This window comes from Vibrio sp. SCP2 (genome assembly GCF_059295395.1).
Map to the genome: position 1 here is coordinate 32,031 of NZ_JCAFVV010000014.1, position 26,357 is coordinate 58,387.

Sequence of the window (26,357 nt, forward strand, 5' to 3'; positions counted from 1 at the left end):
TTAACTCCCTCTCTGAGACTTATCTGCTGCTAACTTGATCACCCAAGGGCGATGGCTCTCTTTGCTAATAATTTCATTACGGAAACGAATCATGGTGACGGAGGCAAAGAAGAAAGCAAATCCAAAAATGTTCAGTAGCAAAGGCCACAACATATTGCTTGAGATAGATGGTTTCTCAAACTTAGTAATGGTTGCGCCTTGGTGAAGGGTGTTCCACCACTCTACAGAGAAGTGAATGATAGGTAAGTTCACCACACCGACGATTGCCAAAATACCCGCCGCTTTTGCTGCTGTTTTTTGGTCATCAAACGCATGGTAAAGAGCAATAACACCCAAGTAGAGGAAAAGAAGAATAAGTTCAGAAGTTAAACGCGCATCCCATACCCACCATGTACCCCACATTGGTTTGCCCCATATCGCGCCAGTTAGTAGCGCAATAAAGGTGTATACCGCACCAATAGGTGCCATGGCAGACGCTGCCATATCTGACAAACGAACTTGCCAGACGATACCAATGAAAGCTGCGATAGCCATAGACATATAAACGCCCATAGACCAGATAGCAGAAGGCACATGAATATAGATGATTCGAAAGCTATCACCTTGCTGATAATCAGAAGGTGCGAAAGCTAACCCCCATACTGTGCCGACGGTTAAACACACCAGCGCCAGTACAGAGAACCAGGGCAAAAGCTTACCGCAAAGCTGGTAGGCTGATTCGGGCTTGGCATAAGGATGGAGCCATTTCCACATCGTCGTTCTCACTCTTACTTCAAGTTCGTTTAACTTTTTCGTTAAACAATTATTAGTTTTGTAATTTATAGAAAGGGGAATTTTCGTGCTTGATCAAAAACAACTAATTGACACTTACTCGTAGTGCAGCACTAATTGCAAACGGCGTGAGGGTCATCGCCCCCATAAACATAGCGCCGAGAATTGCTAACTGTCCGTTGTACGCCATCCCCAGTGACGCGGCATCAATCGCCGACGTCGCAAAAATCAAAATTGGGATATACAGCGGTAAAACGAGCAAACTAAGCAACACGCCCCCCTTTTGTAACCCTACTGTCAGCGCAACACCAATAGCTCCAATAAAGCTGAGTGTTGGCGTACCGACAAGTAGCGTCAATACCACGGCTAACCAAGTATTGAAGTCTAAAGACAGCAATATGGACAACAGTGGGCTTATCAGAATCAATGGCAAACCTGTCAAAAGCCAGTGCGCAATCACCTTTGAAATGACCACTACTGGCAAAGGGACAGGCATTAGCATCATCTGCTCCAATGCGCCATCTTGAAAGTCATCACGAAACAGACGTTCAAGAGACAATAAAGCAGAGAGTAACGCTGCAACCCAAACAATCCCCGCCGCGATCCTAGCCAGCAAGTTGGGCTCTGGACCGATACTTAATGGAAACAGCGTAATAACAATAATAAAAAACCACAGAGGGTTAAAAATATCGGCTTGGCGACGAAAGGCAATCAGCAGCTCGCGTCTTATAATACTATTTATGGTGCCGAGCATGATTAGTTACCTAGTTTTATTTTTCTGAGTTTAGGGTTATCCGCAAACATATCTTGGTGCGTAGTAAGCATGACAATACCACCGTTTTCTGCATGCTGAAGAAACAGCGACTCAAGCACTTTCACACCTTGCTTATCAATTGCAGTCAAAGGCTCGTCAAGAATCCACAATTTGTGATCACTTAGCCACAAACGTGCTAAAGCGACTCGACGCTGCTGCCCCGCAGATAACTGAGCCACGGGTACGTCTTCACGACCTGCAAGCCCTACCTTAGTCAATGCGTTATAAATAGTTTGTTTGTCGACAGGCTTACGTGAATGGATACTTAAATAGAAACGCAAATTTTCATAAGCGGTAAGCTCACGTTTCACACCAGTTTGATGACCAAGGAACAGTAGGTCTTGGTGGAAAGCATCTCGGTTGGATTCTATGTTCTCACCGTTCCAGTAAATCTCACCATTGTCGCGATCACCAAGTCCAGTGATGATGCGCAGTAGCGTTGTTTTACCTGTTCCGTTACGTCCTTCGACTTGAACTAATTCACCAGAATCTATGGTAAAAGAAAGGGATTCAAAGAGAATTCTTTCATCTCTTATTGCAGTCAGTTGAGATACTTCTAACATTTGCTATCACTAGATAAACTTCGAGCTAGTATCTTACCACAGCCTTTTAACCACAAAATAGAATTAGACCTATACGAATCACGAAACTAAGTAAGAATCTGTTAATATTCAAACATAAATCTTATTAACTACCACTAAATGGCTACATTCAAAAATAAAAAAAGTGTCCGAAGACACTTTTTAAGCAACCTATCTTTTGGCACTTCGTTTTTTTGCAGCAAATTTTTGCTGTGGAGGACGAGTTTCTAGAGGAGGGACTTTCTCTTTACCAGAGATTTTGTTTTGCAAAGACATCATCAGCTCAGCTTCGGCTTTTGGCAACTCACACTCTTGAATAAGCTCGTTGACGTCAGCACCTAGCTGAACCATCTTACTTGCCCTTGAGTAAAGGCGACCATCACTATCAGCTTGTTCTAGTTCTGTAATGCGCTCATTTAAATGCTGAATGATATCTTGCTGTTCACTGACCTTTTGACCAAGCCCAACAACCACTGAGCGTACTTCAAGTAATTGTTTATTCGCTTTTTGTAGCTCTTTGTCTAGATGACGATTTTGTTGGCGTAAATGCTCTGCTGAACGGATCTGACCTCGTTTAAGTCGAAACAAGGCTAAGCAGATAAACAAAAAAACTAACGCGACTGCTCCAGCCAAAACTGGAGCACTGGTCATCCAACTAGTGTCCATTATAGGTGAGCCATCTCATCCCACTCTTCATCAGTCAGTAGCTTGTTAAGGTCCACCAAGATAAGTAGCTTACCATCACGGTTACTAACACCTTGGATAAACTTAGCACTCTCATCGGTACCCACACTCGGTGTGGTATCGATTTCTGATGAACGTAGGTAAACCACTTCTGCAACGCTATCAACTAAGATACCGATCACTTGATGTTCAGACTCAATCACGATGATACGAGTATTATCAGTGATTTCACCTTCCATCAAACCAAAGCGCGAGCGTGTATCGATAACCGTCACGACATTACCACGCAGGTTGATGATACCGAGTACGTAGTCAGGTGCTCCAGGAACTGGCGCAATTTCAGTGTAACGAAGTACTTCACGAACCTGCATTACATTGATGCCATAAGTTTCTTCTTCTAGCTGGAACGTCACCCACTGAAGCACTTCGTCGTTCGACTGCTCTTTTCTTACTTCTACTTCATTTGTTTGAGACATACCTTATCCTCTCTAAGCCAAAATCGGCACAAATGTTCTATTTATCTAATGCTTTAACATCAAGTCCTGCATTAAGCATAGCTATCAATGCTTCAACGTGGATCAAAGCACACATTTTTTCTTTTACCATACCAGCAAGCCAAGGGCGTTTCCCTGCCGTTTCTCGCCAGCGTACCATTTCTGGATTTAATGCTTCAGTACCCATTAACTGCGTGGAAGCTAGGCCCCACATGCTTGCACCTAACATGACAATATACTGGTACTGCTCTTTATAACTGTCATCTTGCAGCTTCTCTGCCATCACCCACTTTGCAGTGTCAACGACATCGAGCTGAGCTTCACGACTGGTTTGTAAACCTAAGTACCAATCTGGGCGACCGATTAAATGGTTTAGTTCAGCGATTCTATGGATACCACCAAGCTCATCAAGCGGGACGGCAAACGTCACGCTGTTGACATCAAAGTAGAGCACTTGAAACTCGACATCTCTTTGCGTTGAATGCCAAACGCCAATATCGCTGCCACCAGCTTGTGTCTCTAGACTTGGCTCGATTTCGATGCTGGTATCGATTTCTACTTCTGGCTCAGCAATCGCTGGTTCAGTGATGACTTCATCAAGATCGGGAACTTCGACCTTAAATTCAGGCTCTTCAACCAATATTTCAGGTTCTTCAACCAATATTTCAGGTTCTTCAACCACCCAGTCTTGTATCTCTTCAACGGCAGTTTGTGTCTGAACTTGAGCGATATCAGCCGTGTTTTGCTCCATCACCTCTTCCAGTTCAAGCTCTGCAACTGGGTTGGTGCTTTCTAACTGCTCTAGAAGACGCTCAACATCTTCTAAATTGGGTACTTCAACTTCTGTTGTTGGCGCTTGGTAATAGCTCTTCTCAGCGACTGACTGAACCATAGGTTCAAGCTGATGTTCGCCATGCTCATCGTGAGCTTCAGCGACCAACTCCAGTTCAGGAGCTTGCTCTTGGTAGAGGTCGTTGACTTCGGCTTCAAGTGATTCCTCTAATAAAGCAGAGAAGTAATCATCTAACGCTTGTTCACTTGAAAGCAAAGATTGGTTAGTCATCTATCGCTAACCTCTCTAGATAAATCAACAACTGCTTATAAGCAAAGACGCCGCGGCTGCCTGATGCAAAGTGAGATACAGGCAAATGCTTTAAACTCGCATCTCGAAATTTAGTGTCGATTGGTACCGCAGATGACCACACCTGATTAGGATAATCTTTCTTAAGCTGCTGTAAGGTCTGCAACGATGCTCTTGTCCGCTTATCGTACATCGTCGGAACGATCGTGACATTGAACGACTTATTGCGTGACTTCTGCATGATAGCCAAAGTACGGATCATTCGCTCAAGACCTTTCATCGCCAGGAACTCTGTCTGCACGGGAATCAAAATTCGATCACTGGCGGCCAACGCGTTGACCATCATTACGCCGAGAATTGGTGGACAATCGATCAAAACATAATCGTAACGCTGTTTAATTGCCATCAACGCGCGTTTGAGAATTAATCCCATACCACTTCGGTTGCCCATCACTCTGTCTAGTGTCGCCAGTGACATATGTGCCGGGATCAAATCGATCCCTTCGATATCAGATTGCATCACAAGTGGCATCACGGTTTGCTCGGTATATTCCTTAAGCTGGAAAAGATCGAATAAACTCGCGGGCACGTTGTCAGAGTCATAGCCGAGATAAGTCGTCAACGAAGCATGAGGGTCAGTATCCACTAATAAAACACGCTTACCTTGCTTACTTAGCAACCCTGCTAAAGTAATCGTTGTGGTGGTTTTTCCAACCCCACCTTTTTGGTTTGCGATGCTCCAAACAATCATGGTTTACCTCTATGCTAGACCGACTTCGACTAACATACGTTCAGCAATTCTGTCTAACGGCAGATCCTCTGTTGAGATCCCCGCTTTTGCAACTGCTTGTGGCATGCCATAAACAACACAGCTTTCTTCGTCTTGAGCCCATATCGTTGAGCCGGCACCTTTTAGCATACGTGCCCCTTCTCGACCATCTGCGCCCATTCCTGTCAGTACCATCGACAAGACTTGATCAGAATAGATTTTCGCTGCACTACCAAAAGTGACATCAACACACGGCTTGTAGTTCATGCGTTCGCCACCATCAATAATGCGCAGTTTTGCCGAACCAGGACGTCCTTCAATCATCATCTGCTTGCCACCCGGAGCTAAATAAGCTACGCCAGGTTTCAATGGATCACCGTCAGCCGCTTCCTTAACCTGAATCTTACACAAGGAATTTAATCGACTTGCGAATGCCGCCGTAAATGTAGCTGGCATATGCTGAATAAGCACAATCGGATGAGGATAGTTTGCAGGTAACTTAGTGAGAATTTTTTGTAGCGCTACTGGCCCACCCGTAGAGGTGCCAATAGCGGTCAGTTGATACTTTTTACCACTCGATTTAAAACGTGTGGCTACTGTAGGCTTAGCGGTAGGAGCCGCTGGCGCCGGACGAAGAGACGAGCGAGTTGTCGCAGGTTGTGATGCTGGACGACTTGGTGCCGCAGGCTTTGGCATACTGCGGCGCATCATTGCACGCTTTGATGCAATTTGAATCACGCGCTGCTGAAGTAAGGTTACTGCCTCATCGCGGTTACGTGCGATATCTTCAAATTTCTTTGGCAAAAAGTCCAACGCACCTGCATCGAGTGCATCTAATGTTGCCTTCGCCCCATCATGGGTAAGCGAAGAAAACATCAAGATAGGCACAGGGCTTTTTGCCATGATTTCGCGAACTGCGGTAATGCCGTCCATAACCGGCATTTCAATATCCATGGTGATGACATCAGGCTTGATTCGCAGGGCTTTATCTACCGCTTCTTTGCCGTTAGTCGCAACATCAATAACTTCTAATCGCGCTTCAGAGTTAATGATTTCGCTCACTCGGCGGCGGAAAAAACTCGAATCATCGACAACTAATACTTTGATCGCCATATTTGTCCTTCTATATTTCGCGATTTAGATTCGAGAAGCAGCGGCATACTGCTTAAGCAAATCTGGCACATCTAGTATCAGTGCGATGTGGCCATCACTGGTAATGGTTGCACCAGCCATACCTGGTGTACCTTGTAGCAAGTTATCTAGTGGCTTGATCACCACCTCTTCTTGCCCAATGAGTGTATCGACGACAAAACCAACACGTTGGCTGCCGATTTGCACAATCACGACGTGACCATGTCCTTTACGTAACTCGACTTGACCTGCTTGAGGCGCCAGCCAGTTTTGTAGATAGAACAGTGGAATCGATTTTTCACGTACGATGATGGTCAGCTGACCATCAACTACGTTAGTACGGCTCAAGTCTAAGTGGAAAATCTCGTTCACACTTGCCAATGGAAGCGCAAATGGGTGCCCCGCTACACCAACCATAAGTGTTGGCAAAATCGCAAGCGTTAGCGGTACCTTGATGGTTATCTTGGTACCTTTACCCATTTCAGAGTCAATATCGATTGAACCGTTAAGCGTATTGATCGCTGTTTTAACAACGTCCATACCAACACCACGACCAGAGATGTCTGAAATTTGCTCTTTACTAGAGAAACCAGGCATAAAGATCAGGTTGAAACACTCTTTATCTGTTAATCGGGAAGCCGCGTCTTCATCCATGATACCGCGTTTAACCGCAATACCACGAAGCTTGTCCGGGTCCATACCGCCACCATCATCGACGATGGCAAGTTCAATGTGGTCACCTTCTTGCGAAGCGGAAAGAATCACTTTACCCGTTTTGGATTTACCTGCTGCGACACGAGCGTCAGGCATTTCAATACCATGGTCAACCGAGTTACGAACTAAGTGAATCAATGGATCGGCAAGCGCTTCAACCAAGTTTTTATCTAGGTCGGTATCTTCACCACGCATTTCAAGATTAATGTCTTTCTTCAAGCTACGTGCTAGGTCTCGAACGACGCGAGGGAAACGGCCAAATACCTTTTTAATTGGCTGCATACGCGTTTTCATTACCGCGCCCTGAAGATCCGCAGTAACAACATCTAGGTTAGCAACCGCTTTCGACATTTCTTCATCGTTGCTGTTTAACCCTAGGCTAAGCAGTCGATTACGCACCAGTACAAGCTCACCAACCATGTTCATAATGGTATCAAGTGTTGAAGTATCAACACGTACCGTCGCTTCTGCTTGCGGTTTCTTAGCTTGCGCTGCCGGTACAGCGGCTTCTTTCTTCGCTGGCGGCTTAGGCGCTTCTTTTGGTGCGGCTTTAGCTACTGGAGCTGGTTTTGGTGCAGGCGCAGCCTTAGGTTCAGGAGCCGGAGGAGGTGCTGGATTAGTCGCCGCAGGCTTAGTTGCCGCGTCTAGCTCTTCAATAGAAGGGCCCTTACCTGAACCATGAAGATCATCGAGAAGTTTTTCGAACTCTTCATCAGTCATTAAATCACTGTCACCGGCACCGGCTGCTGGAGCCGCAGGCGCTGGTGTAGATGGTGCCGCAGGCGCTGGTGTAGATGGTGCCGCAGGCGCAGATGGAGCTACTGGCGCGGCATCGCCTTTGCCCGGGCCTTGACCTGCACCATGCAGTTCATCTAGAAGTTTTTCAAACTCATCATCGGTAATATCACCGCTCATCTCGAGGTCTGCCGCAGGTGCGGCGGCCGGCGGTGGCGTGACGGCTTCAGGAGCGGCTTGACTGGCACCAGGCGCAGCGCCTGAACCATGTAGTTCATCAAGTAACTTCTCAAATTCGTCTTGGGTGATTTCATCAATAGACCCTGCTGAAACTTCCGTTTGAGGTGCTTCAACTGGTGCAGGCTCTTCGATAACAGGTTCTTCAACCACTGGTTCTTCTACCGCGGCAGGGGCATCAGCTACTACTTCATCTTCAGATTCTGGCTTACAAAGTCTATGTAATTCATCTAAAAGAGATTGTTCTGCTAGAGGAAGCGGCTCACGATCTTGGACGGCCTTAAACTGCTCATTAACCGTATCTAAGGCTTGTAGCATGGTATCCATTAGACTTGCAGTAACTGAGCGTTGTCCATTTCGCAAAATATCGAACACGTTTTCTGCACCATGACAGGTGTCAACGAGTTCGGTGAGTGCAAGGAATCCCGCACCACCTTTTACCGTGTGGAAACCGCGGAAAATAGCGTTGAGGAGATCTTTGTCTTCAGGATTGTTTTCCAGCTCGACCAACTGCTCAGAGAGAAGTTCCAATATCTCTCCTGCTTCGACTAAAAAGTCCTGTAGGATGTCTTCGTCTAAATCGTAGCTCATATGTTACCTCTAAAACCCAAGACTTGAGAGTAAGTCATCGACTTCGTCTTGTGATGAAACGGCATCATCCCTTTCTTGAGGGTTAAGGATTGGACCTTCAGGGTCCGTCGATGCTTTGTTCTTGTTATTCGTGCTTTCTTCCAGCTGACTCGAACCAAACGCTGTTAGTATTTCAACTAACCTACCTTCGACTTCGTCGACTAAGGTAATCACGCGGCGTATGATTTGACCGGTCAGATCTTGAAAGTCTTGAGCCATTAGAATCTCAGTCAATTGCCCGCGAAGTTCTGAGCTGTCTCCTTCAACCTCACCAAGTAGATCATCGATGCGGTGACAAAGTGCTTTAAACTCAGCGAGTTCAATTCGACCATGCATAAGCTCATTCCATTGAGGACGAACTTGCAGCAGCCCTTCATGGAGGTTATCCGCAATAGGCATACAGCGATCAACTGCATCCATGGTTTTATTGGCGGCAACCTCAGTTTTGTCAATGACGTATTGGAGGCGATCCCTTGCATCTGGGATTTCGTCATTGGCAATTTCACTCATGCGGTCATCCATGCTGAAATGTTTAATTGACTCATGTAAGTCACGAGTCAATTCTCCAATTTCTTGAAACATTGGATTCGAGTCGTTTTGGTAGATGTCTTTCACAAGAAGATCCGCTTCCTGTTGCTGACCAGCTTCCAACATCTCTACGAGTTGTTTTGCCTGTTCTAATGAAATCATTCTGAATTGGCCTTTAGCGCCTTAAGTCAATACCTTGACTTATAAACGTTCAAATATTTTATCTAGTTTTTCTTTTAGTGTTGCAGCAGTAAACGGTTTAACGATGTAACCATTTACACCTGCTTGCGCAGCTTCAATGATCTGCTCGCGTTTCGCTTCTGCAGTAATCATTAGCACTGGAAGATGCTTTAGTTCATCGTCTGCTCGAATATGCTTGAGAAGGTCAATACCTTGCATGCCTGGCATATTCCAGTCTGTCACGACAAAGTCGAACTCCCCTTTCTTGAGCATAGGTAACGCCGTTAAGCCATCATCCGCTTCTTGAGTATTGTTGAACCCAAGATCGCGAAGTAGGTTCTTAACAATACGACGCATTGTTGAAAAGTCGTCAACAATAAGGATTTTCATGTTTTTATTCAAAATTGCCTCCACTGAGTTCGAGATCAGTGATGTTTACTCATTATTTGTCCAAGCACTTAACTTTGTGCGTAGACGCTGCATTGACTGGCTTAGTATTTGGCTAACGCGTGACTCGCTAACACCAATCACCTCACCGATTTCTTTTAAGTTTAACTCTTCATCATAATAAAGCGAAAGTACTAGAGCTTCACGTTCTGGAAGCGATTTAATTGAATCTACTAGCGCTTTTCGGAAAAACTCATCTGCTACACCTTGGAATGGAAGGTTCTCTTTGTCGGTATCTTCGGGTGAAATTGCATCTTCTGAAACGCCCAGATCTTCTATTCCGACCAAACGAGAGCAGTTAATATCCGTTAAAATTGTATGGTATTGGTCTAGGCTAATCCCCAAATGCTGTGCAACCTCTGCATCAGTTGGATCTCTATTAAGTAAACCTTCTAGAGTAGATATTGCCTGACTAACCTCACGATTATGTTTATGTACAGAACGAGGTACCCAATCCCCTCGACGTATATCGTCAAGCATAGCACCTCGGATGCGAATGCCAGCATACGTTTCGAAACTTGCGCCTTTGCTACCATCGTAGTTTTTTTGCGCTTCGAGCAATCCAATCATGCCCGCTTGAATAAGATCTTCTACTTGGACACTTGGCGGCAGACGTCCTAGCAAATGGTGAGCAATACGCTTCACCAACACCGAGTATTTCTCTAAAAATGCTCGTTGGCTATCTTGATTCGCATACTGTTCATAGGTCAAAGCCTTATTCACCAAATGGTTCCTCTAGCATCTCAGGTCTATTTAGTAAGCGTTCTACAAAAAACTCAAGATGTCCACTCGGTGTTTTCGGAATTGGCCATGTCAGCGCTTTATTCGCTAAGGAGCCAATTGCGAGAGCCGCCGGAGATCTTGGGAACGCGTCTACAACAATCTTTTGTTTCTTAACAGATTGTCTAACTTTATCATCCAACGGAATACATGCTACGAGCTCTAGGCTCACATTCAAGAATCGCTCTGTGACCAAGGTCAACTTTGCGAACAATTCTCTGCCTTCTCGATAGCTTCTGACCATATTTGCAACGATTTTAAAACGTTGCACCTGATGTTCTTTGCTTAACAGTTTAATTAAAGCATATGCATCAGTGATTGACGTAGGTTCGTCACAAACTACTACAACAACATCTTGTGCAGCTCTAGAAAAACTCACAACCATGTCTGAAATACCCGCCGCTGTATCAATCAGCAAAACGTCCATTTCATCTTCTAAGCTGCCAAACGCTCGGATCAAACCGATATGCTGAGCATGCGACAGCTCGGTCATCGACTGGGTTCCCGACGTCGCTGGAATGATCCTAATACCATGCGGACCTTCTACAATCGCATCTTTAAGTTCACATTCGCCTGCGAGCACATGGCCTAGGTTACGCTTTGGCCGAATACCGAGCATTACATCGACATTTGCCAATCCCAAATCAGCATCTAGCACCATGACTTTTTTGCCTTGGCGAGCCATTGAGATAGCCATACCCAACGTTACGTTTGATTTACCAACACCGCCTTTACCACCGGTTACAGAAATAACCTTGGTCAATGATGGCTGTGTTAAGCGGCGTAATCCGCTTGCTTGGTCTTGTATCATATCTTTAGTCATAATCGTCCGCCGCCTAGAACCTCTCCGCTTCACTATTCCAGTAGTGAGGTTCATCATCTGTCGACTTCTCTAATAATTCGTTTGCTTTAGCGACCATGTACTTCGGTTGCGCTATTACAATATCTTCCGGAACTCGTTGTCCATTCGCTATGTAAGCAACGGGCAGAGAATTCTGTACAACGACACTGACAAATTCACCGAGACTCAGCGATTCATCCAGTTTAGTCATAATGCACCCTGATAGCGGTATGCGTTTAAAGTGATCTATGGTCTCTTGCAGTACTTTTCGTTGCGCCGTTGCAGGCAAAACCAAGTAGCTGTGAATCATTTCTCCACTTTCATGCATAAGCGTATCTAATTGTTCAGACAGCCTTACATCACGCTGTCCCATACCTGCTGTATCAACCAGAATTAGGCGACGATTTCTTAATTGATATATTACATCGGCTAACTCATTGGAATCTTTAGCGACTTTTACAGGACATCCCATAATTCTTCCGTAAATCGCCAATTGCTCGTGTGCACCGATACGATAGGTGTCTGTCGAAACCAGTGCTACGTTGTCTGATCCGTACTCCATCGCAGCACGTGCCGCCAGTTTCGCAACCGTTGTGGTTTTACCCACTCCTGTTGGGCCTAACAGTGCAACCACACCACCACGTTTTAAGATATCTTGGCGAGAAATAGGTATCTGGTCTGAAACCAAGCCAAGCAGCGCTTTCCATGCCTTAGTCGGTGGCGTATCTTCAGGAATATAACAGGCGAGCTGATCGGCTAGGTCAGAAGAGACACCCATACGCTCTAGGCGTTTAATGAGCATCGCGCGCAATGGCTCACGACGCTCCACCTCTTGCCACATTAAGCCTGAAACCTGATGTTCTAGAAGCTGACGAATCGACGTCATCTCTTCTTTCATCTCTTCTAGGTCTTCATTCGAGACTGAAGGATCTTCACGACGTTGACGCTCATAACGCGTTGGATCAAGTTTAGCTGCTGGCCTTTCAACTCGGCGATCTTCAGCAATTAAACGTGCTAATGGGGAATCTTCTTTAATCTGAACGTTTTCACGCGATTGGTCACGTGTCGCCGACTGCCTTTGAAGTAAGGCAGACAAAGAATCAGGGTTGTCATCGCGTTCCTGCTGCGAACCGTCTGCGCCATTGCTGTACTGTTTAAGCATACTCGCAAAGCGCTTGGTCATTGAGCGACCCGAATCCGCTTGGGATTGCAAGCTCACACGGTCGTCATCCAGTGCGCGTTGATTTGGCGTAGGAATACTGGCAGGTGCCTGGCGAGTATTATTGTGACGAGGGTTTGAGTTATAACCGTTGCTTTGACGTTTTGCTCCTTCAGCCCCATCAACCGCAGCGACAATTTCTACACCACCCGCGACTTTTTTGTTTGACATGATCACCGCGTCATCGCCTAACTCCCCTTTCACTTGGAGTAAGGCGGTGCGCATATCCTTGGCAAAAAATCGTTTAATCTTCAAATTAAGTACCGTATATCAACGCATTAGACTTAGTTTCCGACAGCCTGAACAATGCGAATTTGTTTCTCGTCAGGGACTTCTTGATAAGAGAGAACTCTTAGTGAAGGAATCGTGTTCTTAACAAACTTGGCAAGCGTAGAACGTAACACGCCAGATGTCAGAAGCACCGCAGGTTCACCTTTTAGCTCTTGCTCTTGAGTCGCTTGGCTTAATGATGATTGTAGTCGCTCTGCTAAGCCTGGCTCAATTCCCGCTGATTCCCCGCCAGAAGCCTGCATTGTCTGATGCAATATTTGTTCCAACTCAGGAATAAGAGTAATCACTGGCAACTCAGGCTCTATCCCATTGATTTCCTGAACAATTAAGCGTTTCAATGAGATGCGAACCGCAGCAGTCAGAATGTCGGGTTCTTGACTCTTACTTGAGTACTCGGACAAGGTTTGAACAATGGTACGGATATCTCGGATTGGTACCGCTTCATTAAGCAGATTTTGCAGTACTTTAACTACCACGCCCAATTGAAGCTGATCTGGTACAAAGCTCTCCACCAACTTAGGTGTGCTTCGACCAAGCATCTCAAGCAGATTTTGCACTTCTTCATGACCAATTAGTTGTGAGGCATTGTTGGTCAGCAACTGACTTAAATGAGTTGCCAGTACCGTCGATGAGTCGACCACGGTATAACCGAGCGCTTGCGCATGTTCGCGTTGCTCTTCGCGTATCCAAACCGCTTCAAGTCCAAACGCCGGGTCGATTGTTGGTTCACCTTCAATCATCCCGTAGACCTGTCCAGGGTTAATGGCGAGCTCCATATCTGGTCGAATTTCTGCTTCACCGACAGCTACCCCCATCAGGGTAATACGATAGCTGTTTGGTGTGAGCTCTAGGTTATCGCGAATATGCACTGCTGGAATTAAGAATCCAAAATCTTGCGATAGTTTTTTACGTACTCCTTTAACACGCTCCAATAACTCACCACCTTGGTCTTTATCAACCAGAGGGATAAGTCGATAGCCAACTTCTAAACCAATGATATCGACAGGTTGAACGTCATCCCAAGAGAGCTCTTTGGGTGTCGCCGTTTCTTGTTCGGTCGTTGCGGGAGTCGCCGGTTGCTCTGCTGCTTTCTTCTGCTTGCGGTAAATCCAGTAAGCACCGCCACCAGCAATAATGGCTAACAACAAGAACGCAAAATGTGGCATTCCCGGGACTAAGCCCATCACGCCAAGAATAGCAGCGGTAATCATCAAGGCTTTCGGGTTGTCGAACATTTGGAAGACAACCTGCTGTCCCATATCTTCATCAGTGTTTTGGCGAGTTACCATGATCGCCGCACCGATTGAAAGTAGTAACGATGGAATTTGGGCAACCAAACCATCACCAATCGTCAATAGGGTGTAGATTTGAAGCGCTTCTTGAAAGCCAAGGTCATACTGGGCCATACCGATGGATAGGCCGCCGATGATGTTGATAAACAGAATCAAGATACCGGCAATCGCATCACCTTTTACGAATTTTGAAGCACCATCCATCGAGCCGTAGAAGTCTGCCTCTTTGGTCACTTCTTGACGACGCGTTCTGGCTTGGTCTTGGTCAATCAGTCCGGCATTTAAGTCAGCATCAATCGCCATCTGCTTACCCGGTAAGGCGTCCAAGGTAAAACGTGCGCTAACTTCAGAGATACGTCCTGCACCTTTGGTCACAACCATGAAGTTAATGATCATCAAGATCAGGAAGACCACAAGACCCACTGCATAGTTACCACCAATAACTACGCTACCAAAGGCTTCAATTACTTTACCAGCGGCACCTGAACCTTCATGACCATAAAGCAGTACCACACGCGTTGACGCTACGTTTAACGCCAGACGTAAAAGTGTCGATATCAGCAGTACGGTAGGAAATGCTGCGAAGTCGAGGGGTCTGCGGGTGTATACCGTCACCAACAAGACAACCATGGCTAAAGCGATATTGAAGGTAAAGAATAAGTCGAGCAAGAATGCTGGAATTGGCAAGATAACCATTGCCAATGTAGCCAATACCATGATCGGAGCGCCAATCGCAGGCATCGCTCTTTGAGGAATTGGTGGTAACTTGTCCGCAAACGGCAAAGAAAACTTCATAGTTGAGTAGCTACAATAGTCGGAAAAAAGAAGAACTTGGACTAGCTATGCAATATCCAGTCCATCTACTCTGTCAAATTAATGGCTGACTGAGGATTCAGCGTAATGAAGAGTGGCTTAGCAGGGAGGTAAGCTTTCCCTGCCAAACGCAACAATTAGGGTTGAATATTGAACAAAATCTCACCAGAGCGTTTTTCTGGCGAATATTCAATGCAGGTTAAACCTGAAGTGGGAAACATAGGCGGATGAATGTCAGCGACAAACTCGGCGGTAAGATAGCCGACTAACGGAAGATGCGATACCAACAAGATCGTTTGGTATTGGTGAACATCGATAAGCGCCGATACATAGTCCGCAACCGGCTCTGATTCACCGTAAGGCGTAATGTCTTCACATGTTTCTACTTGCTCGGATTGAAAACAGTTCGATATTTCTTGCCAGGTCTGCTGAGCGCGAACATAGGGGCTGACTAACACTTTATCGAACTGTGAAAAACCTCTCTCCGCACAAGCACGGGCTACCGCGACAGAGGCACTCCTACCATTTTGAGTGAGCTCTCTTTCGGCATCTGATTGGGCAAAATGCTCGGCTTCTCCATGACGCATGATGAAAATTTTCATGGCATATTCCTAATACTATCCGCCGTCGTTTTAATGCGGAATATTGTTGTCTCACTGTTTATCTACAGCGTAATTATTATTGAGCGGAAAATTATAAAACCGCTAAATTTTCGTTGAACTGTAAATAATTATATCAATTCTTTGAGCAAAGACCCTGACTTTCTTAACACTATTTAAAGTCAAATTGTTAACTATCGTTAACCCATTTTGCTCATATTTCTCAAACAGATAGTTTGCAGTCGCCCATATCCGAGTCATAATTACTCTATTGTCTATAAGACCACTTCATAAGTTCGGAGAGTGTATTGTGCACATTAGTCCAAATGATACGAACCAGTACCGTTACCTCACCTTAGCTAACGGTGTGCGGGTTTTACTAATTCACGATCACAGTGCGCAAAAGTCCGCAGCTGCATTAGCAGTGAATGTTGGTCACTTCGACGACCCAGCCGATAGAGAAGGCCTCGCCCACTATTTAGAACACATGCTATTTTTGGGCACAGAAAAATACCCTAAAGTGGGTGAGTTTCAAAGCTATATTAATCAACACGGTGGCAGCAATAACGCATGGACGGGCACTGAACATACCTGTTTCTTTTTTGATGTCTCGCCGAGCGCATTTGAACCAAGCCTTGATCGTTTTAGTCAGTTTTTTACTGCGCCTCTTTTTAACTCAGAGGCACTAGATAAAGAGCGCCAAGCGGTCGAATCTGAATACAAACTAAAACTCAACGATGACTCGAGAAGGTTGTATCAAGTCCACAAAGAGCTGGTTAATCCTGTCCACCCTTTCAGCAAATTTTCAGTTGGTAATTTAGAGACGTTGGCTGATAGAGATGGGCAATCGATTCGAGATGAGATTGTCAGCTTCCACTATGAGCAATACTCCGCCGACTTAATGACGCTCACATTGATTGGTCCTCAAGAGCTGGATGAGTTAGAAGCGTGGTGCCACGAAAAATTCTCGGCAATTCCTAATCATGAACTATCAGGGAAGTGTATTACTGCGCCTTATACCGACAAGCAATCAACCTCAATCTTAGTTAATGTCGAACCGGTCAAAGAGATTCGTAAACTCATCCTGACTTTCCCAATGCCAAGCATGGATGAGCACTACCAATCGAAACCGTTGTCTTATTTTGCTCACCTACTCGGTTACGAAGGTGCTGGAAGCTTAATGTTGGTGCTCAAAGATAAAGGCTGGATTACCTCTTTATCTGCCGGAGGAGGCACAAGTGGCAGCAATTATCGTGAGTTTACGGTCAGCTGCGCACTCACTCCACTTGGTCTTGATTACATAGACGATATTACTCAAGCGGTCTTTAGTTATATCTCTTTGATTGCAGAAAACGGGTTAGATGAGTGGCGTTACCTAGAAAAGCAAGCGGTTCTAGAGTCCGCATTTCGCTTCCAAGAGCCAACTCGTCCTCTCGATCTGGTGAGCCACTTAGTGGTCAATATGCAGCACTATCAAGAGCAAGACATCGTCTACGGCGATTTCATGATGAAGCGCTACGATGAAACACTGCTTAAGTCGCTGCTTGACTACTTTTCTCCAGCCAATCTGCGTACAACGCTTATCGCGCATGGCTATGAATATGATAAAACGGCCAAATGGTACTTCACCCCTTACTCAGTGACAGAGTTTACTCAACAACAAAGGGAGCACTACCTTGAGCCAAGTCCATTAGCGTTCGAACTACCTGAAAAAAACCCGTTCATTTGCTACGACCTTGACCCTAAAGAACTAGAGATTTCCCATGCAACCCCTCAAGTTTTAGAAGAGCTGCCAGGGTTTAAGCTTTGGCATCTACAAGACGATGAGTTTCGTGTACCAAAGGGCGTCGTTTATATCGCAATAGATAGCCCACATGCGGTAGAAACCCCTCGAAACATCGTCAAAACGCGCCTTTGTGTAGAGATGTTTTTAGACAGCCTCGCTGCTGATACTTACCAAGCAGAGATTGCCGGGATGGGTTACAACATGTATGCCCATCAAGGTGGTGTCACTCTCACAATATCGGGTTTTAGCCAAAAGCAGCCTGAGTTAATGAAACAGATCTTAGAGAGGTTCGCTAAGCGTGAGTTTAGTAGCCAGCGATTTAACACCATCAAGCAGCAACTGCTAAGAAATTGGCGCAATTCAGCTCAGGATCGTCCAATTTCACAGCTTTTCAACGCATTGACAGGTATTTTACAACCCAACAACCCTCCCTACTCCGTCTTAGTTGAAGCCTTAGAGTCAATAGAGGTAGATGAATTAGCGAGCTTTGTTGACGCGATCTTGGCGGAATTACACGTCGAAATGTTTGTCTACGGCGATTGGACAAGAGCAGATGCACTGTCACTCGGCAACACACTCAAAGATGCATTAAGAGTACAAGACCAGCAATATGAAGAAGCCCTGCGCCCACTTGTTATGCTCGGCAAAAACGGTTCATTCCAACGAGAAGTCTTCTGTGATCAGGAAGATTCAGCCACTGTACTGTATTACCAGTGTGACGATACCAGTCCCAAAAGCATCGCTTTGTATTCCTTAGCCAATCACTTGATGTCTGCGACCTTCTTCCATGAGATCCGAACCAAACAGCAGCTTGGCTACATGGTTGGTACGGGGAATCTGCCATTAAATAGGCACCCGGGAATTGCACTTTATGTTCAGTCACCAAATGCGGCGCCGATTGATCTTATCAGTTCCATTGACGAGTTCCTCAACGCCTTTTACATGGTGTTGCTCGAGCTTAATGAATACCAATGGCATAGCAGTAAACGAGGTCTGTGGAATCAAATTTCGACCCCAGATACCACTTTACGTGGGCGCGCCCAACGCTTATGGGTGGCGATTGGTAATAAGGATACGGAGTTCAATCAGCGGGAAGTGGTGTTAGAAGAGTTAAAAGCATTAACCCGCACCGACATGATTCGTTTTGTGGTTAACGAGCTTAAGCCAAGAACAGCTAATCGTCTCATTATGCATACTCAAGGTAACGCGCATCATGAATCAGAGAAGCTAAACCTTGGTTTGGAGATAGGCTCAATTGAAGAATTTCAATTGAGACCTAAAGATATTGAACTTGGCTAATCGCTATGTGATTTTGCAGGCTTAAACAGCCTGCTCAGACTCAACAATCTTTTTCAATGAATGGGGGTGGAGCTTCATGCACACCCCTTGCCATTTGAATGCCACCGTCGGGTTATTCAGACGCTCACCTTCCCCTTTCGGGCTTGATAGCTTAGTTTTGATGCCGAGATCTGACAGCCTCTCCCACTGAGTCGCAAAATCAGGGAATTGTTGCATGAGATCCGCTAGGTACTCCTCTGCGGTTTGCGCCGTTGAAGGCACAACAAACTCAACGTGTTCCCAACCCTGTTTTGGGTAAAACTTCCCTTGTGCTGGATAAGGCAACTCCAAACACTCAAAACTCCAACCGTGACTTTCAAGCGGTGTATCAAACGCAATAACAACAATAGGTCGGCCATTGATCTGTGCTTGTGAGATAACTTGCCCATACGAGCTCCACTCCTGATGTGCTTGCATAGCCAAATCTGGCTCATTAATGCGCATGGCGATGTGATCAGCTTGATACTGAGATAACTCTAAACCAAGCTTGTCAGCAAGCGTCATGATTTGAGAAATGAACTCAGGCAGGTCTTGCTGCATTTGCGATGGCAAAAGCGCAGCTTGCTGTAATTGACTGGTCATCGAACTTTCCTTTCAGTGCTAATGCGTGAATGTTACCGTTCAATGATGCACAGTACCAGCAGTGACAGCATCCATAAAAGTGTGTCACCACTAAACCACTCATATTTCGAAGATAATGGTTAATAGCTGAACCATATAGTTCAACGTAAAACAATGACATTACCCGGACTTTTCCAATCTCTAATGCTGCTATATTTCGTGCCGTTTTTATTCATCAACTTTTGCTACGAGATTGCAATCATGTCTTTTAAGAAAACTCTTTTGGGCGCTGGCCTTACCCTTTCTGCTCTTACTCCATTTGCGGCCCTATCGGCACCTGGGGATACCTTTGAAATTAAAGGTGGCTTCGATTACTGGTCAGCGGAAGCAAAAGTAGATGACATTAAAGCGGGTGAACGCCAATCACAGTATTCATACTACGTCGGTTTCGAACACTTTGTTCCGCTAATCCCTAACGCAAAAATCCGTTCAACAAACGTAAAATCTGACAAGTTTGATATGTCGTACCGCCAAGTTGACTACATTGCTTACTACCGTTTGATCGACACTAATATGATCGGCGTTGACTTCGGTCTAAACATGCAACATTTTTCTGGCGTAAAAGATAATGAGTGGCAACCGGCTGCGTACGGTGATGTAGAATTTACCATCCCAGCAACACCAGTCACCTTGTACTCAACGGTTTCTGCGGGTCGTTTTGACGGCACCAAAACTTTTGATGGTGAAGCTGGCGCAAAATGGACCATCGAAATGGGCCCACTTGATCTCGGCTTAAAGGCGGGTTACCGCGTTATGGATAACGAGTTTAAGCATAAGACAATTAAGGAAACCAACATCCGTATGGATGGTTACTTCATGGGTGCAGAACTCAAGTTCTAATCGCTTAGCTCGGCTTAAAACAATCTCAAGACGGCTCTTTTGTAGCCGTCTTTTTCGTTCATGTGCTCCAACGAGTAAAAACATGGGCAATTAATATGCAGAAATTCGCTTAATTCATGAATTTTATGCATAAAATCAAACTGTTCACGTTTGGTTGGTAACCCAGTTCTTTATGCTTTCAACAGCCATTCCTCTTGAATGATTTAGTCAAAACGTTAATTTTTTCCTAATAGTAACAAGATCATCAGGAAAAGTAGTAAATTTCCCAGTTCACTCCCTATAAGAGAAGCAATAAAGTTGCTATTATGTGCGCCAAATTTATGAACTAGATCGAGATATGCATTCACTCCACTTGGTGGATATTATTCATGGTTCCACTCGAAGAATCACCCGAATAGTAACGAATGCATAGCTAACCAATTCCCAAGAATTGAAGGAAGCGCGTGTGAATATCCAAGCACTTATTAATGACAAAGTTTCTCAGGCTTTAGAAGCCGCTGGTGCACCTGCAGGCAGCCCTGCAGCCGTTCGCCAATCTGCAAAACCTCAGTTTGGTGACTACCAAGCAAATGGTGTGATGGGCGTTGCAAAAAAACTAGGGACTAACCCACGCGAATTCGCGCAAAAAGTATTGGATGTTCTAGACCTAGAAGGTATCGCGAGCAAAACAGAAATCGCAGGCCCTGGTTTTATCAACATTTTCCTAAGCGAAGAGTTCCTAGCGAAACAGGCTGATGTAGCCCTAGCAGACGCTCGTTTAGGCGTTGCAGCAGAAGAACAAAAAACGATTGTTGCTGACTACTCTGCACCAAACGTTGCTAAAGAGATGCACGTAGGCCACCTACGTTCAACTATCATCGGTGATGCTGTTGTTCGTACACTAGAATTCCTTGGCCACAAAGTTGTTCGTGCTAACCACATCGGTGACTGGGGCACTCAGTTCGGTATGCTTATCGCAAACCTAGAACGCGTACAAAAAGAGTCTGGTGAAGTTTCAATGGAGCTTTCAGACCTTGAAGCCTTCTACCGTGAGTCTAAGAAACTATACGACGAAGACGAAGAGTTCGCAGTAAGAGCACGTAACTACGTTGTAAAACTTCAAAGCGGTGATGAATACTGCGCTGAAATGTGGAAAAAGCTTGTTGACGTTACTATGGTTCAAAACCAACGTAACTACGACCGTCTAAACGTCTCTCTAACTCGCGATGATGTTATGGGCGAAAGCATGTACAACGACATGCTACCTGGCATTGTTGCTGACCTTAAACAGCAAGGTCTAGCGCAAGAAGATGACGGCGCTCAAGTTGTGTTCCTAGATGAATACAAAAACAAAGACGGTGAAGCGATGGGTGTTATCATCCAGAAGCGTGACGGCGGTTTCCTATACACCACGACTGATATCGCTTGTGCTAAGTACCGTTACGAAACACTAGGCGCAGATCGCGTACTTTACTTTATTGACTCTCGTCAGCACCAACACCTAATGCAAGCTTGGACTATCGTTCGTAAAGCAGGCTATGTGCCAGAAGAAGTTTCTTTAGAGCACCACGCTTTCGGTATGATGCTAGGCAAAGATGGTCGTCCATTTAAGACTCGTGCAGGTGGTACAGTTCGTCTTGCTGATCTTCTTGATGAAGCAGAAGAGCGCGCAATCAAGCTAATCGAATCTAAGAACGCTGACCTAGACTCTGAAGAGAAAGCAAACATCGCGAAAACGGTGGCTATGGCTGCGGTTAAATACGCTGACCTATCTAAGCACCGTACCACTGACTACGTGTTTGACTGGGACAACATGTTGGCATTCGAAGGTAACACGGCACCGTACATGCAATACGCCTTTACTCGTGTTTCTTCTATCTTCGCTAAGGCTGGTATCTCTATGGATGAGCTATCTGGCGAGATCAAAGTAACCGAAGAGAAAGAGAAAGCGCTGATTGCTAAACTTCTTCAATTCGAAGAGGCGGTTCAATCTGTTGCTCGTGAAGGTCAACCGCACATCATGTGTAGCTACCTATTCGAGCTAGCGGGTCAATTCTCTAGCTTCTACGAAGCATGCCCGATCCTAAGCAGCGAAGATGAGTCTGTGAAGCAAAGTCGCTTGAAGCTAGCCGCTTTAACAGCGAAAACAATCAAGCAAGGTCTATCTCTACTAGGTATCGATACGCTAGAGCGTATGTAAGAGCTAGAGAGCTAGAGAGCTAGAGAGCTAGAATGACGAAGGTTGGCGTGAGAGCGTCAACCTTTTGTTTTATTTGGCGTATACTAATCGAAAATAGAGACAAACGGATACTAACTATGAGTTTTGAACTGCACCCTCAACTCGCTAAAGATACCACTGTGATTGGTCAATTCCCTTTATGCCTTGCTCTACTGCATAAAGACAAGGCTGTACCTTGGGTTATCCTTGTACCTAAGCGAAGCAACTTAAAAGAGTTACATCACTTGCCAATGAAAGAGCAGCAACAGTTCTTGTTAGAGTCACAAGCGGTAAGCCAAGCGTTAGAAGCCACATTCCAACCTGACAAGCTCAATCTTGGTGCGCTTGGCAACATGGTGCCTCAACTGCATATTCACCATATCGCTCGCTTTAAAGATGACATCGCTTGGCCTGGTCCTGTTTGGGGTAATACAGGCGGTCAATTCCGTAGTGATGAGGAGCAAGCGCAGCTTTTGGGCCGAATTAAAAATGTTCTTTCATTGAGCTCGATTTTCTCTCCAGCGTAACTGCTTATTCCCAAACGCGTATTAAAAAGCCGTTCTATCTAGAACGGCTTTTGCTATCACAAACCACCTACATGGTGACATTGAGAGCTAAGGCATCGGCTTTCACTTTAGCGTATCTGATACGAGTGACTTTGTGTGATGCATTGGTATCGATAAATCGCGAGATCTTTCCCTTCTTAATCCACACTGAGAGCATCGCATCAACACCATCTTCACTCATCGCGAATTTCTTCGCTAGTTCACGACGAGAAATGCTTCCGTTCTGATCAATACACTGCTTTAGCTCAGCAAGAATCATGCGGTTTGTACCTCTAAAACTTGGCTCTGTTTGCTACCCACGGACTTAAGAATTCGGTAAGTCGCAAAACTCACTAACAAGATACCTGCTATCCACGCTGAACTTGTAGCAGGGTGATCAGCAAAGTGAGTAACTTGGTAATAAAGCGCCGCCCCCCCGTAAGCTAAGCCCATCGTCCATACCGCAATAAAACGCGCATATTTCTGACCAAACTCACGTACGTAGGCACCCATAGCGGCAACACAAGGCGTGTAAAGCAAGATAAAAATCAGATAAGCAAATGCCGCATTGCTTGAAGCAAAATAGCCTTTCAAGTTACCAAAGATAGACGCATCTACTTCTTGCTCTTCTGCAACCGCTTGGCTGTCAGTCAAGTCGCCCACTTCAATACCCAGTGGATCTGAGTAGCTTAGCCCTGCTAGGTTATCTGGAATAGACATTACGGCTTCTTCTAAGCTCGCCATTAGGTCGTATTCACCACCTTCCTCTTCGCTTGGCGCATAGAGACTATTCAAAGTACCGACTACCGCTTCTTTGGCAAAGATACCCGTGATGATACCCACCGTGGCAGGCCAGTTGTCCTCTTGAATACCAATTGGGGCAAATACAGGCGTAACAATTTGCGATGCTTTTGACAGCACTGAGTTTTCGCTATCTTGGTTACCAAATGACCCATCTGTACCAACCGAGTTTAGGAAGCTCAGAATCGTCACAACCACGACGATGGTTTTACCCGCGCCCAATACAAAACGCTTCAGCTTTTGCCAAGTTTTAATCACCACATTGCGCATCGTCGGCAGTTCATAGTCCGGCATCTCCATCACTAGGCTATCACTTGAGCCTGGGTACAATGTCTTCTTAAGTACTAAACCCGTAAATACTGCAGCAACAATGCCTAATAGATATAGTGCGAAAACAATGTTCTGACCACTTTGTGGGAAGAAGGCCGCGGCAAATAGCGCATAAACAGGGAGTCGAGCACCACATGACATAAATGGCGCCATAGAGGCAGCAAGCTTTCTTTCACGCTCTTGATCGAGCGTACGTGTCGCCATAATCGATGGCACGTTACAACCAAAGCCTAGAACTAATGGAACAAAGGCTTTACCCGGTAGACCAATTTTCTGCATTACTTTATCGAGCACAAATGCCGCGCGCGACATGTAGCCAGAGCTTTCCAGTACCGCTAGGAACAGATATAGACAAGCAATCACAGGAATAAACGTTGCCACGGTTTGGATACCGCCGCCAACACCGTCAGCCAATAAGGTCACTAGCCAAACTGGCAGATGGTCATCAAGTAGGTAATGTCCACCATCAACCAGCAAAGCGCCGACACCAATATCGAAGAAGTCGATAAAGGCGCTACCAATATTGATAGAGAACATAAACATCAGATACATGACAACAAAGAAGAAAGGCACACCGACCCATTTATTGAGAATGATGGCATCCACTTTCTCTGTGAAGCTGTGGCTTAGTTTACCTTCGCTGCGACGCACTTTCTGGCACTGCTGGTGAAGAAAAGTATATTTCACATCTGCAACCAGTAGATCGATATCTAGCTCAACTTTCTGCTGCTCCGCTTTTACGATCATTCGGTCAGATTCCGCTAGAGAGTTTACAACCAAAAGGTCGTTTTCAAGTGCACGAATCGCCAATGCTCGCGCCGATACTTCAGATTGCGATTTGAAGATTGGCGAGATAGTTTCAATTGCCTGCTCAAATTCTGCCCCGTAGTCTAGGCGGATTTCATTCAGTGCAACACCTTGTACCAACGCTTTATGTAGGCGGTCCTTAAAGGATTGAACTTGAGATTTGTTGTTGGCAGAGATTGCCATCACTGGGCAACCTAGCACTTTTTCAAGCGCTTTAATGTCGATGGTCTGACGCTCACGCTTTAGCGCATCCATCTTATTAAGTACAACAACCATAGGGCGGCCAAGCTCACGCAACTGTAAAGTCATATATAAACTGCGTTCGAGACAAGTGGCGTCGACAACATTAATAATTAGGTCTGCGGGATGGGTTAGCACTGCTCTTGACGCAATAGACTCATCAATACTATTACCATCATTGCCGCTGTCTAAAGCATAGATACCCGGAAGGTCGGTAAGCAAAAAGTCGTCGCTAGAATGAGAGTACTTACCTGTTTTCTTCTCGACAGTGACCCCTGCCCAGTTACCTACTTGCTGCTTGGCGCCTGTTAAGCCATTGAAGAGTGTCGTTTTACCGCTATTAGGGTTACCAACCGTTAGAATTTTGTACTCCATTAGTTCGCCTCCACTGTAATTGCATCGGCAATGTTAACGCGGACAGCAAGCGAAACTCCGCGAACTTCGACTTGTAGCGGGTCACCCATTGGGGCTTTGCGAATCAAGGTGACCGGAGTTTGCGGCAAAAGCCCCATCACCATCAGTTTTTTTCGTACGTCATTAGAGAGCTCTGAGAAACCAGTAATAGTGGCTACTTGCCCTTGTTGTAGTTGTGAGAGTTTCATTGCGAGACCAGTTATTTATAATGAGAAGGATTGTTATTTATGCTTACAATTTTATCTTCAACTGTTTTAGCAGATCTTGCCTGAAATCAATGTTTCCAAGTTTCGATAGAAGCGTTGAGAATATCTGACTCAATTTATCGATTAAGAGGTTATAGACGGCTCTTGTGGTCGCTAATTACCTATTGTGGCAAAGGTGAGTATTTCGCATGCTGCACCACCTCTGATAAGCCACTCTTTAGATCCGTTACAGAAGCCCTTCAGCTTGGGTCACTGCAGGCAAAAACGTTAAAAGCGCACTCGTCAATTACGTCAAAAGATAACTTTTTCTTACTGTTTGGGCAGATTAATTGCTGAAACAAATAAAGAGAAAAACCAATTTTTCCTTAATATACAGCACCTTAGTTAACTGTCGCTTTTCTTATGCCATCTTGGCGTTAATTTTATAAGTAAAAAAAGTCCGACTCGCTATAGTTAATCACGTCGAGAGGGAATCCCTTAAGACAACATTGAATTCCAGAGGTGGCGCATCAGCGTCACTCCGGCAGCAAGCGAAGGTGTCGTTGGCACCCGTGGTATAGTCCCCCCGGCTATGCCACGATATTTTTTTCTTTCTCTCTAA

General features: G+C 45.4%; 24 protein-coding genes. 4 read left to right on the forward strand and 20 right to left on the reverse strand.

Translation table 11 applies throughout. The annotated features are described in order from the left end of the window. The 16 genes from AC5O63_RS21235 to sixA form a co-directional block, all read right to left on the reverse strand. Positions 1-753 carry a heme ABC transporter permease gene (locus tag AC5O63_RS21235; RefSeq protein ID WP_004748647.1) on the reverse strand — a complete coding sequence of 251 codons (753 nt, stop codon included), beginning with the start codon at positions 751-753 and terminating at the stop codon, positions 1-3. A gap of 103 nt (positions 754-856) precedes the next feature. Beyond that, the gene (ccmB, locus tag AC5O63_RS21240; RefSeq protein ID WP_004748646.1) at positions 857-1,525 is read right to left on the reverse strand and encodes a heme exporter protein CcmB; all 669 of its coding nucleotides are present in this window, start codon (positions 1,523-1,525) and stop codon (positions 857-859) included. A 2-nt stretch (positions 1,526-1,527) separates the two neighbouring features. Continuing rightward, complete coding sequence (gene ccmA / locus AC5O63_RS21245; RefSeq protein WP_004748645.1) at positions 1,528-2,148, reverse strand: cytochrome c biogenesis heme-transporting ATPase CcmA; 621 nt, start codon at positions 2,146-2,148, stop codon at positions 1,528-1,530. Positions 2,149-2,337: 189 nt separating this feature from the next. Then, positions 2,338-2,832, reverse strand: coding sequence for a DUF2802 domain-containing protein (locus tag AC5O63_RS21250; protein ID WP_494506171.1), 495 nt, complete (start codon positions 2,830-2,832; stop codon positions 2,338-2,340). Beyond that, on the reverse strand, positions 2,832-3,326 hold the full coding sequence (locus AC5O63_RS21255; protein WP_004413313.1) for a chemotaxis protein CheW: 495 nt from the start codon (positions 3,324-3,326) through the stop codon (positions 2,832-2,834). Before AC5O63_RS21255 ends, AC5O63_RS21250 begins: the two co-directional genes overlap by 1 nt. A 37-nt stretch (positions 3,327-3,363) precedes the next feature. Continuing rightward, the gene (locus tag AC5O63_RS21260) at positions 3,364-4,407 is read right to left on the reverse strand and encodes a chemotaxis protein CheW (RefSeq protein WP_494506172.1); all 1,044 of its coding nucleotides are present in this window, start codon (positions 4,405-4,407) and stop codon (positions 3,364-3,366) included. Next, positions 4,400-5,176 carry a ParA family protein gene (locus tag AC5O63_RS21265; RefSeq protein WP_239826254.1) on the reverse strand — a complete coding sequence of 259 codons (777 nt, stop codon included), beginning with the start codon at positions 5,174-5,176 and terminating at the stop codon, positions 4,400-4,402. The genes AC5O63_RS21260 and AC5O63_RS21265 overlap by 8 nt, the downstream gene beginning before the upstream one ends. A gap of 9 nt (positions 5,177-5,185) precedes the next feature. Continuing rightward, a complete protein-coding gene (locus AC5O63_RS21270) occupies positions 5,186-6,307 on the reverse strand; it encodes a protein-glutamate methylesterase/protein-glutamine glutaminase (protein WP_171322517.1) in 1,122 nt (373 codons plus the stop codon). 24 nt (positions 6,308-6,331) lie between these two features. Further along, positions 6,332-8,602 (reverse strand): chemotaxis protein CheA, encoded by a 2,271-nt coding sequence (locus tag AC5O63_RS21275; RefSeq protein WP_494506173.1) that lies wholly within the window; start codon positions 8,600-8,602, stop codon positions 6,332-6,334. A gap of 9 nt (positions 8,603-8,611) precedes the next feature. Next, entirely contained in the window at positions 8,612-9,331 is a 720-nt protein-coding gene (locus AC5O63_RS21280) for a protein phosphatase CheZ (RefSeq protein WP_004748639.1), read from the reverse strand. A gap of 39 nt (positions 9,332-9,370) precedes the next feature. After that, the gene (gene cheY, locus AC5O63_RS21285; RefSeq protein ID WP_006879571.1) at positions 9,371-9,739 is read right to left on the reverse strand and encodes a chemotaxis response regulator CheY; all 369 of its coding nucleotides are present in this window, start codon (positions 9,737-9,739) and stop codon (positions 9,371-9,373) included. A gap of 45 nt (positions 9,740-9,784) precedes the next feature. Further along, the gene (locus AC5O63_RS21290) at positions 9,785-10,519 is read right to left on the reverse strand and encodes an RNA polymerase sigma factor FliA (protein ID WP_004748637.1); all 735 of its coding nucleotides are present in this window, start codon (positions 10,517-10,519) and stop codon (positions 9,785-9,787) included. Beyond that, entirely contained in the window at positions 10,512-11,399 is an 888-nt protein-coding gene (locus AC5O63_RS21295; RefSeq protein WP_038197399.1) for a MinD/ParA family protein, read from the reverse strand. Before AC5O63_RS21295 ends, AC5O63_RS21290 begins: the two co-directional genes overlap by 8 nt. 13 nt (positions 11,400-11,412) lie before the next feature. Further along, entirely contained in the window at positions 11,413-12,891 is a 1,479-nt protein-coding gene (flhF, locus tag AC5O63_RS21300) for a flagellar biosynthesis GTPase FlhF (protein ID WP_171322513.1), read from the reverse strand. Between the two features lie 29 nt (positions 12,892-12,920). Further along, positions 12,921-15,014 (reverse strand): flagellar biosynthesis protein FlhA, encoded by a 2,094-nt coding sequence (gene flhA / locus AC5O63_RS21305; RefSeq protein WP_171322511.1) that lies wholly within the window; start codon positions 15,012-15,014, stop codon positions 12,921-12,923. 155 nt (positions 15,015-15,169) lie between these two features. Further along, entirely contained in the window at positions 15,170-15,634 is a 465-nt protein-coding gene (gene sixA / locus AC5O63_RS21310) for a phosphohistidine phosphatase SixA (RefSeq protein ID WP_494506174.1), read from the reverse strand. 307 nt (positions 15,635-15,941) lie between these two features. Here sixA and AC5O63_RS21315 point away from each other — a divergent pair, with 307 nt between their 5' ends. Next, the gene (locus AC5O63_RS21315; protein WP_494506175.1) at positions 15,942-18,716 is read left to right on the forward strand and encodes an insulinase family protein; all 2,775 of its coding nucleotides are present in this window, start codon (positions 15,942-15,944) and stop codon (positions 18,714-18,716) included. Between the two features lie 21 nt (positions 18,717-18,737). On the opposite strand, the gene AC5O63_RS21320 is transcribed toward AC5O63_RS21315, so the two are convergent. Next, positions 18,738-19,337 (reverse strand): VOC family protein, encoded by a 600-nt coding sequence (locus AC5O63_RS21320; protein ID WP_494506176.1) that lies wholly within the window; start codon positions 19,335-19,337, stop codon positions 18,738-18,740. Positions 19,338-19,577: 240 nt separating this feature from the next. Here AC5O63_RS21320 and AC5O63_RS21325 point away from each other — a divergent pair, with 240 nt between their 5' ends. The 3 genes from AC5O63_RS21325 to AC5O63_RS21335 all read left to right on the forward strand — a co-directional run bounded on the left by AC5O63_RS21325 (position 19,578) and on the right by AC5O63_RS21335 (position 22,940). Continuing rightward, positions 19,578-20,216 (forward strand): TIGR04219 family outer membrane beta-barrel protein, encoded by a 639-nt coding sequence (locus tag AC5O63_RS21325; protein WP_494506177.1) that lies wholly within the window; start codon positions 19,578-19,580, stop codon positions 20,214-20,216. Between the two features lie 445 nt (positions 20,217-20,661). After that, the gene (argS, locus tag AC5O63_RS21330) at positions 20,662-22,395 is read left to right on the forward strand and encodes an arginine--tRNA ligase (RefSeq protein WP_494506178.1); all 1,734 of its coding nucleotides are present in this window, start codon (positions 20,662-20,664) and stop codon (positions 22,393-22,395) included. Between the two features lie 116 nt (positions 22,396-22,511). Beyond that, the gene (locus AC5O63_RS21335) at positions 22,512-22,940 is read left to right on the forward strand and encodes an HIT family protein (RefSeq protein WP_494506179.1); all 429 of its coding nucleotides are present in this window, start codon (positions 22,512-22,514) and stop codon (positions 22,938-22,940) included. 67 nt (positions 22,941-23,007) lie between these two features. Here AC5O63_RS21335 and AC5O63_RS21340 read toward each other — a convergent pair whose 3' ends face one another. Genes AC5O63_RS21340 through AC5O63_RS21350 form a run of 3 tightly spaced genes read right to left on the reverse strand, consistent with a single transcriptional unit; the run spans position 23,008 to position 25,738 of the window. Beyond that, the gene (locus AC5O63_RS21340) at positions 23,008-23,238 is read right to left on the reverse strand and encodes a FeoC-like transcriptional regulator (protein ID WP_494506180.1); all 231 of its coding nucleotides are present in this window, start codon (positions 23,236-23,238) and stop codon (positions 23,008-23,010) included. After that, positions 23,235-25,511: a Fe(2+) transporter permease subunit FeoB gene (feoB, locus tag AC5O63_RS21345; protein WP_494506181.1), complete on the reverse strand. Its 2,277-nt coding sequence runs from the start codon at positions 25,509-25,511 to the stop codon at positions 23,235-23,237. Before feoB ends, AC5O63_RS21340 begins: the two co-directional genes overlap by 4 nt. After that, positions 25,511-25,738, reverse strand: coding sequence for a FeoA family protein (locus tag AC5O63_RS21350; protein WP_004747666.1), 228 nt, complete (start codon positions 25,736-25,738; stop codon positions 25,511-25,513). Before AC5O63_RS21350 ends, feoB begins: the two co-directional genes overlap by 1 nt. Positions 25,739-26,357: the final 619 nt, after the last annotated feature.

What these genes read in the sequence shown, in the direction of transcription:
- AC5O63_RS21340 (WP_494506180.1), bottom strand. Translation starts at nt 23,238, where the DNA reads ATGATTCTTGCTGAGCTAAAGCAGTGTATTGATCAGAACGGAAGCATT.
- AC5O63_RS21335 (WP_494506179.1), top strand. Translation starts at nt 22,512, where the DNA reads ATGAGTTTTGAACTGCACCCTCAACTCGCTAAAGATACCACTGTGATT.
- AC5O63_RS21255 (WP_004413313.1), bottom strand. Translation starts at nt 3,326, where the DNA reads ATGTCTCAAACAAATGAAGTAGAAGTAAGAAAAGAGCAGTCGAACGAC.
- sixA (WP_494506174.1), bottom strand. Translation starts at nt 15,634, where the DNA reads ATGAAAATTTTCATCATGCGTCATGGAGAAGCCGAGCATTTTGCCCAA.
- AC5O63_RS21265 (WP_239826254.1), bottom strand. Translation starts at nt 5,176, where the DNA reads ATGATTGTTTGGAGCATCGCAAACCAAAAAGGTGGGGTTGGAAAAACC.
- AC5O63_RS21325 (WP_494506177.1), top strand. Translation starts at nt 19,578, where the DNA reads ATGTCTTTTAAGAAAACTCTTTTGGGCGCTGGCCTTACCCTTTCTGCT.
- AC5O63_RS21235 (WP_004748647.1), bottom strand. Translation starts at nt 753, where the DNA reads ATGTGGAAATGGCTCCATCCTTATGCCAAGCCCGAATCAGCCTACCAG.
- AC5O63_RS21260 (WP_494506172.1), bottom strand. Translation starts at nt 4,407, where the DNA reads ATGACTAACCAATCTTTGCTTTCAAGTGAACAAGCGTTAGATGATTAC.
- ccmA (WP_004748645.1), bottom strand. Translation starts at nt 2,148, where the DNA reads ATGTTAGAAGTATCTCAACTGACTGCAATAAGAGATGAAAGAATTCTC.
- flhA (WP_171322511.1), bottom strand. Translation starts at nt 15,014, where the DNA reads ATGAAGTTTTCTTTGCCGTTTGCGGACAAGTTACCACCAATTCCTCAA.
- AC5O63_RS21250 (WP_494506171.1), bottom strand. Translation starts at nt 2,832, where the DNA reads ATGGACACTAGTTGGATGACCAGTGCTCCAGTTTTGGCTGGAGCAGTC.
- ccmB (WP_004748646.1), bottom strand. Translation starts at nt 1,525, where the DNA reads ATGCTCGGCACCATAAATAGTATTATAAGACGCGAGCTGCTGATTGCC.
- AC5O63_RS21275 (WP_494506173.1), bottom strand. Translation starts at nt 8,602, where the DNA reads ATGAGCTACGATTTAGACGAAGACATCCTACAGGACTTTTTAGTCGAA.
- AC5O63_RS21280 (WP_004748639.1), bottom strand. Translation starts at nt 9,331, where the DNA reads ATGATTTCATTAGAACAGGCAAAACAACTCGTAGAGATGTTGGAAGCT.
- AC5O63_RS21350 (WP_004747666.1), bottom strand. Translation starts at nt 25,738, where the DNA reads ATGAAACTCTCACAACTACAACAAGGGCAAGTAGCCACTATTACTGGT.
- feoB (WP_494506181.1), bottom strand. Translation starts at nt 25,511, where the DNA reads ATGGAGTACAAAATTCTAACGGTTGGTAACCCTAATAGCGGTAAAACG.
- AC5O63_RS21295 (WP_038197399.1), bottom strand. Translation starts at nt 11,399, where the DNA reads ATGACTAAAGATATGATACAAGACCAAGCAAGCGGATTACGCCGCTTA.
- AC5O63_RS21270 (WP_171322517.1), bottom strand. Translation starts at nt 6,307, where the DNA reads ATGGCGATCAAAGTATTAGTTGTCGATGATTCGAGTTTTTTCCGCCGC.
- cheY (WP_006879571.1), bottom strand. Translation starts at nt 9,739, where the DNA reads ATGAAAATCCTTATTGTTGACGACTTTTCAACAATGCGTCGTATTGTT.
- AC5O63_RS21320 (WP_494506176.1), bottom strand. Translation starts at nt 19,337, where the DNA reads ATGACCAGTCAATTACAGCAAGCTGCGCTTTTGCCATCGCAAATGCAG.